Raw genomic sequence first — 8,309 nt, 5'->3', positions numbered from 1 at the left:
AAAAAACAACGCCACCCGAAGGTGGCGCTGTCGTGGTTAATACTGGTCGCGATCCAACCAGTTGCCGTTCGCTATCAACGTACAACCCTCAACGGAACGTTGATAGACATACATCCATGCGCTGCCGTAAGGCGTCTGAATCAGGTGGCGCGCATACTCGCCCCCCTTGGTGCGCAGCGCATCCAGTTCGGCCAGCGTCGATGCATCAATACGATAAACTTCACCATGTACTGTGCCTTCGCCGGGCACCGCGCCTGGATAGTGGCCCAGGCTGTACAGCTGATAATCGTCGACACTATGAGCGCCCAGCCACTGGGCGTTGGTCATCCAGTGGCTGTTGCCTTGTTTGCGTCGTAAACTGCCGTAAACAAATATTCGCATTGCTAAAACTCAAACTGATAGAGCAAATCGAGCGCCTGGTCGATGCCAGACACCGCTTCCACATATAGCTTAGGCATCAGGCGATAACGTAAAGTCAGCGTCGCCAGGGAATCGAAGATACCGACCCCGTATTTTACCTGCAGACCCGGCAGTACATAGCCGCTGACCACCACCTGGGAAGAATCGCCTACCCCTTCGGTGTCCAACGCCAAGTTGCTTACGCCAAACGTCTCGCCGATTTTACCCACAACCTGACCACTTTGTGCAACCCCCATACCAATAAGCATTGAGGTCATCGCGGCGCTATCGCTCTGACCACTACTCAAACCCTGGCCGCGCAGCAGATAAGACAGCGCTTCCTGCTGGGACATAACCGGATCAGAGAAGATCTCCGCTTTCGGCTGATCGGCGGAGCCGGTGACGCGAACGCCGGCGATCACATCGTCTTCGGTGGCATCCGGGTTACGAATCGCTTCGATATTCAGCAACGGCTGATCCGGCGGACCGGAGAACAGCAGCTCCCCTTTGCGGACAATCAAGTCCTGACCATAGGCGTGGAAACGGCCGTCCGGAATATTAATCTGCCCGTTGAGGCCCAGCCCCTGCTTGTCCTGCGCCACTTTCAAATCACCGGTCAGACGCGCTTTCAGGCCGAAGGCTTCCAGACGAACGTTGTTGCCGACGTGAATGGTCAGGTTGCTGTTGATCGGGATGCTGGCGCTCTGCTGCTTAATCGGTTTGAGGTTTTTATCCAGCATCACTTCATCAGAGGAGACGCCGACCGCGCTCTCCGGCACCTCGTTGACCACGATCCGCGCCCAGGGCACATCCACTTTGCCGTCGAGATTGAACAGGCTTGGCGTGGCGGTAAACACCACATCCGGCGATACATCGAGACGCACCATCGGCGGCACCGTGATCCGCACCCGGCTGCCTTTCGCCGCAATTTGCGCCCGCCAGTTATCGATCTGCGTCCAGTCGGCGTTACCGCTGAGGGCGATTTGCCCCTGGCGGGTGTTCACCGTCCCCTGCAGGGTCGAGCGCGTGCCGTTGAAGTTCATCGCCAGCTGGCTCGGCTGCATATCAAACGGCATAAAGTTGCCGTCGATATCCACCCCGCTCAGCTGCATCTGGCCGAACAGCTGCGGACTTTTCACATTACCGCCCAGACGCAGACGGGCGTTGAGCCTTCCCTCTGCCTTTTCACCACGAGCGAAAATCGGGTTGATCATCGCCAGCGAGAAATTGCTGATATTGACATTGCCGCCGAGATTACGCCGCCCCTGCGGGTCGGTAACCTGCACTTGCCCATCCAGTTGACCATTGTTGGTCAGGCGGATAAGCCAGCCCAGCTCGGCGCGATTGTTGTGCAGGTCGGCGCTGAGGTTCAGCGTATCGAACGCCACCGGCAACGGCGCGTCGTTGACGACCTGGGTCACCTTGACGTTGCGCCCGCTGAGGGTCACTTTGCCCTGCGGCAGTCCCTCTTTGGTGGTGTCCCAGCTCACATCGGCATTACCAGTAAACACGCCGCTGGCCTGGGTCGCCTCCGGCATAAACGGCTTGAGCATCGCCAGATCGAAGCGGTTGAGATTCACCCGCGCCCGTCCGCTGGCGCCCGCGTCAATGGTTTCAGGCACGCAGAGCTCGGCGTTCGGGTTGGTCCAGCAGTGTGGCCCGATGCTGATTTTCTGCTCCAGATTGCGATAGTCCAGCGCAATGCTGCGCGTCAGCGCTACCGGCCCCACCGGCGTCTGGAAGCGGGTATCGCTCAGCGAGCCCTTCCAGCGTTCGGCCTGACGTTCGAAGCTGCCTGCCAGCGTCAGCTGGCCGGAAACCGGATCGCCCTGCACGCGCAGCCGCAGCTCATGCTGTTTCTCTGTACCTTTGGCATTGAGCTGCACCTGGCTGATATTGACCCCCGGCTGGCTGATGCGATCCACCCGCACGTCCAGGTTACCGCCAATCTGATCGGTGGATTTCACATCCCCTTTGACGTTGACCTGGGCGATGGTCAGCTCCTGCCAGCGCAGCGCCCGGGCGGTGATATCGGCCAGCAGCTGCGGCGCATCGACAGTGCCGCGCACTTTTACCAAGCCCTTCGCCGTCCCGCCGAGCCCCGGCAGCGCATTATCCAGGTGCGGCGCATCGATGGTGGCGTCGAGATTAAGATCCTTCACCCCCAGCTCGCCTTTGATATCAGCGCTGTTCGGGCCCAACGCCAGATGCAGTCCCGGGATTTTCCACTGCAGATAGCTGTTACCCTGCAGCGAGCCCGCCACATCCACTTTGTTCTGCTTCACGTTGCCGGTAATTTTCAGCTCCGGCACCGACATCTGCCAGCTGCCGCCGTACAGGCTGCCCTGGGTCTTGATCCGGCCGTTAAGCTTTGACGGCCAGTCCGGCACCTCTTTGGCGGTGTTGATGCCGTCGAGGGTCAGCTCGCCGCGCCAGCTGATCGCCTGCTGCCAGTCGAGCAGCGCCTTCAGCTCGGTTTTCCCTTCCAGGGCGTTGACCGTCAGCTTGTCGAGATTGATCTGCCGTTCATTGCCTTTGGCGTTGAGGGCGATTTTCGCCGGCGGCAGCGATTGACCTTTCACCGCGGTGGAGAAGGCCAGCGCATAGTCGGTCATTTTGCCGCTGAACTTCAACTGGACATCGTCGGCCTGGAACTGCTTCTCGCCGCTGAACGGCCAGGCGAGCTGCTTACTCTTCAGCTCCATATTGAGCGGCAGCCCGGCCTCCGCCAGCTGCGCATCCGCGCGCAGCGTGGCCGCGACCGGCCCGCTTAAGTCCACTCCGACTTTGAGCGTTTTACGCACTTCGCCGCCCACCTTCAGCTGCACCTTCTCCCCTTTCATCGGGTCGACGTTCAGGGTTCCGGCGAGGGTAATGTCCACCGGCCAGTTATCCTGCAGCTGCGCGCTGCCCGAGGCGCTGACCTTGCCCTGATCGGAGTCGATATCAAGGGCGTCGAGCTTCATCTGGCCGTCGATACTGCTGACTTTCAGCAGCAGGTTATACACGGTGATATCGGTATCGCCGGTCAGGCGCAGCTNCTCGCCGCGGAACGCCTGAATATTGAGGTTCAGCGGCAGATGGACATCGGTCATTGCCGGCAGCACCGGCTGCGAGAAGAGGTCGGTCATCGTCTCGCCGAGCGGTTTTTCCTGCGGCTGCGGGTTGTCAATTTTCGGCTCAACCACCTGCTCCTGCGCCACTTTCGCCACCTTAGGCAGGGCGATCAGCAGCCCCTGCAGCGAGGTCGGCGTCAGGGTCAGATTTTTCTCCTGCCAGTTCAGGCCGGTGGAAAAGTCGCGCACGGAGACCGCGGTATCATCGATTTTGACGTTGACGTTATGCAGCGCGACGCGGCTGAGGGTGATCGGATAAGGAGTGGAGAGATTCAGCGGCCCGCTGTCCTCTTCCTCGACCGGCGCTGAGGGCGGCATCTTCTTGGTATCGACGGCGACGTAAATATCGCGCAGCGCGATGTCGTTTACGCACAGGCTGCTGTCCCACAGGCAGCGCAACCTGACGCTGAGGTGAAACTGACCGGCGGTCACCGCCACGCCGGGCTGTTCGTAGCGAACATTATCGAGGGTTAAATCACGCCAGCCACCGGTCACTTTGCCGATTTCCAGCCCCGGTACCCAGCGATCCGCCGCTTTGAACACCAGATGCAAGCCGGTGGTGGTCCCCACCAGGAACCCGACGGTGCCCAGCAGGAGCACCAACACGATTAAGACGCCGAGGCTTATCTTCTTCCATAAACTCATAATTCAGGCCCCAGACCGATGTAAAACTGTAAACCATGCTCTTCTTTATCGCCGATCGGCCGGGCGATATCCAGCTTGATCGGCCCCACCGGCGACTGCCAGCGCACGCCTACCCCGGCGCCGGTTTTGAAATCGCTCTCGCGAATATCGCTGACCGCTTCGCCGCTATCGACAAACACGGCGCCCCACCATTTACCACTGACGTTGTACTGATACTCCAGCGAGCCGGTCGCCAGCTTCGAGGCCCCGATCAGCTTGCCGTCATCGTCCTTCGGCGAGATAGATTTGTATTTATAGCCGCGAATACTGCGGTCGCCCCCGGCGAAAAAGCGCAGATCCGGCGGCACCTTGTCAAAGTTGTCCGCTTCGATCCAGCCAAGGTTGCCGCGCACCACAAAGCGGTGGCGGTCATAGAGGGTACGGATCCAGACGTCCTGGGCCTGCATCACGATGAAGTTGATGTCCGAGCCCCACATGGTGTTGGAATAGTCCACCGAGTAGCGCTGGGAATCGCCCCAGGTAGGCATCAGGCCGCCGCGGGAGCGAGTGCGGTTCACCGAGACCCCAGGATAAATCAGCATGGTGGTGTTGGTGACGTTCGCCTGGGTAAAGTGATCCAGGCTCCAGCGCAGGTTAATCGCTCGCTGCCAGCCGCTCGACATCTCCCAGAAACGCGAGACCCCCAGGGTGGTAGAGTCGGCCTGGGTATCATTGAGGTCGGTACGCTTAAAACCGCCCTGCATCAGATAATACTGTTCGAGGGGGCTCTTCAGCAGTGGGACTTTATAGGTAAAGTCGAACTGTTGCTCCGGGGCGGAGAGGCTGACGCTGGAGGTCAGGCTGTGGCCATACGAGTTGACCCATGGTTTTTTCCACGTGGCTTTCACCCGCGGACCGACGTCTGTGGAATAGCCGACCCCGGTTTCCACGGTGTTCTCTTTGCGAGGCGAGACAACGCCCTGCAGAGGCAGCACCTTGGTTTTCCGCGACTTAGCAAAATCAGGCGCCACCACCACCGAACTGAACCAGCCGGTCGCCGCCAGGCGGCGGTTTAGCTCGGCCAGATCCTGCGAGGTGTAGTAGTCGCCCTCTTTAAACGGCACGAGGTTTTGCAGGTATTCATCGCGGATTTGCGAGCCAGAGAAAGTGACGTGGCCAAAGCGATAGCGTTCGCCGCTGTCGTAATCGATATCCCAGAACGCCTGATGACGGTCGAGGGAGACCCCGAGCTGGCTCTTAAGAAACTCGCTGTCAAAGTAGCCTTTGCGCAGGGCGACGCGGGTCAGCGAGCTCTTGAAGCCGTCATAATCGCCGTGGTTGAGCACCGTCCCGATGGCCGGGCGCGTTTTCAGCAGCGCCAGGTAGTCGCTATCGGTGCGGGCGCCGCCGCGCAGAATCACCTCGGTTCCGCCAATGCGCACCGGTTCTCCCGGGGTCACTTTGGCGATCAGCACCTGACGTCCCCTTTTCGGCGGCGGACGCAAATCAAATTCAATCGTCGGCTCGTAATAACCCAGCGCTTTCAGACCTTCGCGAATGGCGTCATCGACGCGCGCGCGAAAGCGACGATCCGGCGTGACTTCATCGCTCTGGATGGTGGAAAGCTGGGCGCGAACGTTTTTCTCCAGCTCCCCGGATAATCCCTCAACCTGCAAACGCACATTCGCTGCGCTGGCGACCCCGCTGACCAGCAAAAGGCTGGTGACACATAACTGGCGGATTTTTAGCACATTTTCTCCTGAATATCCCTGTTTCCTCTACAGGAAACACTGGCGCCGCTCCACGGCTTAACAAAACCCTAACAACATAGGGTTGAAAAAGTGGCAATAACCCAAATAATTCTTATGTATTAATCTAGACGTATTACGCGTATTTATTGTGTTAAAAGACACGCTTCGTTACAACCTTAACGACGATTTCTGTATTGAGAGGCCAACCGTGAGTCTATTTGATAAAACGCATCTTGTCGCCCAGGCGGATGCGCTGCCTGGACGCAATACCCCCATGCCAGTGGCGACGCTCCACGCAGTTAACGGCCACTCGATGACCAACGTCCCGGCGGGGATGGAAGTGGCGCTGTTCGCCATGGGCTGCTTCTGGGGAGTTGAGCGCCTGTTCTGGCAATTGCCGGGGGTTTACAGCACCGCCGCAGGTTACACTGGCGGCTATACGCCCAATCCGACCTATCGCGAAGTATGCAGCGGCCAGACCGGTCACGCGGAAGCGGTACGCGTGGTTTATGATCCGCAGGTGATTAGCTATGAGCAGTTATTGCAGGTGTTCTGGGAAAATCACGACCCGGCGCAGGGTATGCGGCAGGGTAACGACCACGGCACCCAGTACCGCTCGGCGATTTACCCGCTGACCCCGGAACAGACGGAGGCGGCAAAGGCCAGCCTCGCGCGCTTCCAGGCGGCGATGAACGACGCGCACGATACCCGTCACATCACCACCGAGATCGCCACCGCCAAACCGTTCTACTATGCCGAGGACGATCACCAGCAGTATCTGTATAAAAACCCGCACGGCTATTGCGGCATCGGCGGCATTGGCGTCTGCCTGCCGCCTCAGGCGTAATTCTGATTTCCGCCTCAACAGCGAGGCGGTCAATGAACGCTCTGGCGGCTTTACATTCCCTTACGCTATACTAGCCAGTGTGACAGCCGGTCCAGCGCCTTCGGACCGGTTTTTTATGTATTCCACATTTGAGTTATCAACTTCCCTTCCGAGGATCTGGCCTCAACGGTCAGAAAAGATATGTTAAACAGTATTTTAGTAATACTCTGTCTGATAGCCGTCAGTGCGTTTTTTTCGATATCGGAAATTTCACTGGCCGCCTCACGTAAAATCAAACTGAAACTGCTGGCCGATGAAGGCAACGTCAACGCACAGCGGGTGCTGAAGATGCAGGAGAACCCGGGCACCTTCTTTACCGTCGTGCAGATTGGCCTCAACGCCGTCGCCATTCTTGGCGGTATTGTGGGCGACGCGGCTTTCTCACCGGCGTTTCATAGCCTGCTCAGCGGGTATTTGTCACCGGAGCTCTCCGAGCAGCTGAGCTTCATCATCTCTTTTACCCTGGTCACCAGCTTGTTCATCCTGTTTGCTGACCTGACTCCGAAACGCATCGGTATGATTGCGCCCGAAACTGTGGCCCTGCGCATCATCAACCCGATGCGCTTCTGCCTGTTAGTCTTCCGCCCGCTGGTGTGGTTGTTTAACGGCATGGCCAACATGATCTTCCGCATCTTCAAACTGCCGATGGTGCGGAAAGACGATATCACTTCCGATGATATCTATGCCGTGGTCGAGGCCGGCGCGCTGGCCGGGGTGCTGCGCAAGCAGGAGCATGAGCTAATTGAGAACGTGTTCGAGCTGGAGTCCCGCACCGTTCCTTCCTCCATGACCCCGCGTGAAAGCGTCATTTGGTTTGATTTGCACGAAGACGAGCAGAGCCTGAAGAATAAAGTGGCCGAACATCCGCACTCGAAGTTCCTCGTCTGTAATGAAGATATCGACCACATTATCGGTTACGTCGATTCAAAAGATCTGCTGAACCGCGTGCTGGCGAACCAGAGCCTGGTGCTGACCGGCGGCGTACAGATCCGCAACACGTTGATCGTGCCGGACACCCTGACCCTGTCGGAAGCGCTGGAAAGCTTCAAAACCGCCGGGGAAGACTTCGCGGTGATCATGAATGAATACGCGCTGGTGGTCGGGATCATCACTCTCAACGACGTAATGACCACCCTGATGGGCGACCTCGTCGGCCAGGGGCTGGAAGAGCAGATTGTCGCCCGCGATGAAAACTCGTGGCTGATCGATGGCGGTACGCCGATTGATGACGTGATGCGCGTGCTGGATATCGACGAGTTCCCGCAGTCCGGGAATTACGAGACCATCGGCGGCTTTATGATGTTTATGCTGCGTAAAATCCCCAAACGCACCGACGCGGTGAAGTTCTCCGGCTATAAGTTTGAGGTCGTGGATATCGATAACTACCGTATCGACCAGCTGCTGGTGACCCGCATCGATAACAAGCCAACGGTGCTGGTGCCGAAGCAGGCGGAAACGGCGGAAAGCCAGAACGCCTGAGCGTAATCTTTTCTCTCTCCTAAGGGCGGATGACCATCCGCCCTTTTTTATGGC

The 8,309-nt window shown here is 58.4% G+C and carries 5 protein-coding genes; 2 read left to right on the top strand and 3 right to left on the bottom strand.

Annotated elements, in window-relative coordinates:
• Positions 1-36: 36 nt before the first annotated feature.
• The 3 genes from VZP09_RS23200 to tamA all read right to left on the bottom strand — a co-directional run bounded on the left by VZP09_RS23200 (position 37) and on the right by tamA (position 5,890).
• Positions 37-381 (bottom strand): gamma-glutamylcyclotransferase family protein, encoded by a 345-nt coding sequence (locus VZP09_RS23200; RefSeq protein WP_002886724.1) that lies wholly within the window; start codon positions 379-381, stop codon positions 37-39.
• A 2-nt stretch (positions 382-383) separates the two neighbouring features.
• Entirely contained in the window at positions 384-4,160 is a 3,777-nt protein-coding gene (tamB, locus tag VZP09_RS23195) for an autotransporter assembly complex protein TamB (RefSeq protein WP_328795430.1), read from the bottom strand.
• Positions 4,157-5,890 (bottom strand): autotransporter assembly complex protein TamA, encoded by a 1,734-nt coding sequence (gene tamA / locus VZP09_RS23190; protein WP_002886722.1) that lies wholly within the window; start codon positions 5,888-5,890, stop codon positions 4,157-4,159. Before tamA ends, tamB begins: the two co-directional genes overlap by 4 nt.
• 208 nt (positions 5,891-6,098) lie before the next feature.
• Here tamA and msrA point away from each other — a divergent pair, with 208 nt between their 5' ends.
• Together msrA and VZP09_RS23180 are read left to right on the top strand one after the other, a co-directional pair.
• The gene (msrA, locus tag VZP09_RS23185; RefSeq protein ID WP_002886721.1) at positions 6,099-6,737 is read left to right on the top strand and encodes a peptide-methionine (S)-S-oxide reductase MsrA; all 639 of its coding nucleotides are present in this window, start codon (positions 6,099-6,101) and stop codon (positions 6,735-6,737) included.
• Between the two features lie 180 nt (positions 6,738-6,917).
• Positions 6,918-8,255 carry a hemolysin family protein gene (locus tag VZP09_RS23180; protein WP_002886718.1) on the top strand — a complete coding sequence of 446 codons (1,338 nt, stop codon included), beginning with the start codon at positions 6,918-6,920 and terminating at the stop codon, positions 8,253-8,255.
• Positions 8,256-8,309: the final 54 nt, after the last annotated feature.

It is taken from the genome of Klebsiella sp. EMBS2024 (assembly GCF_036233805.1).
Classification (GTDB): domain Bacteria; phylum Pseudomonadota; class Gammaproteobacteria; order Enterobacterales; family Enterobacteriaceae; genus Klebsiella; species Klebsiella pneumoniae.
This window is presented reverse-complemented; position numbering and strand designations above follow the sequence as displayed.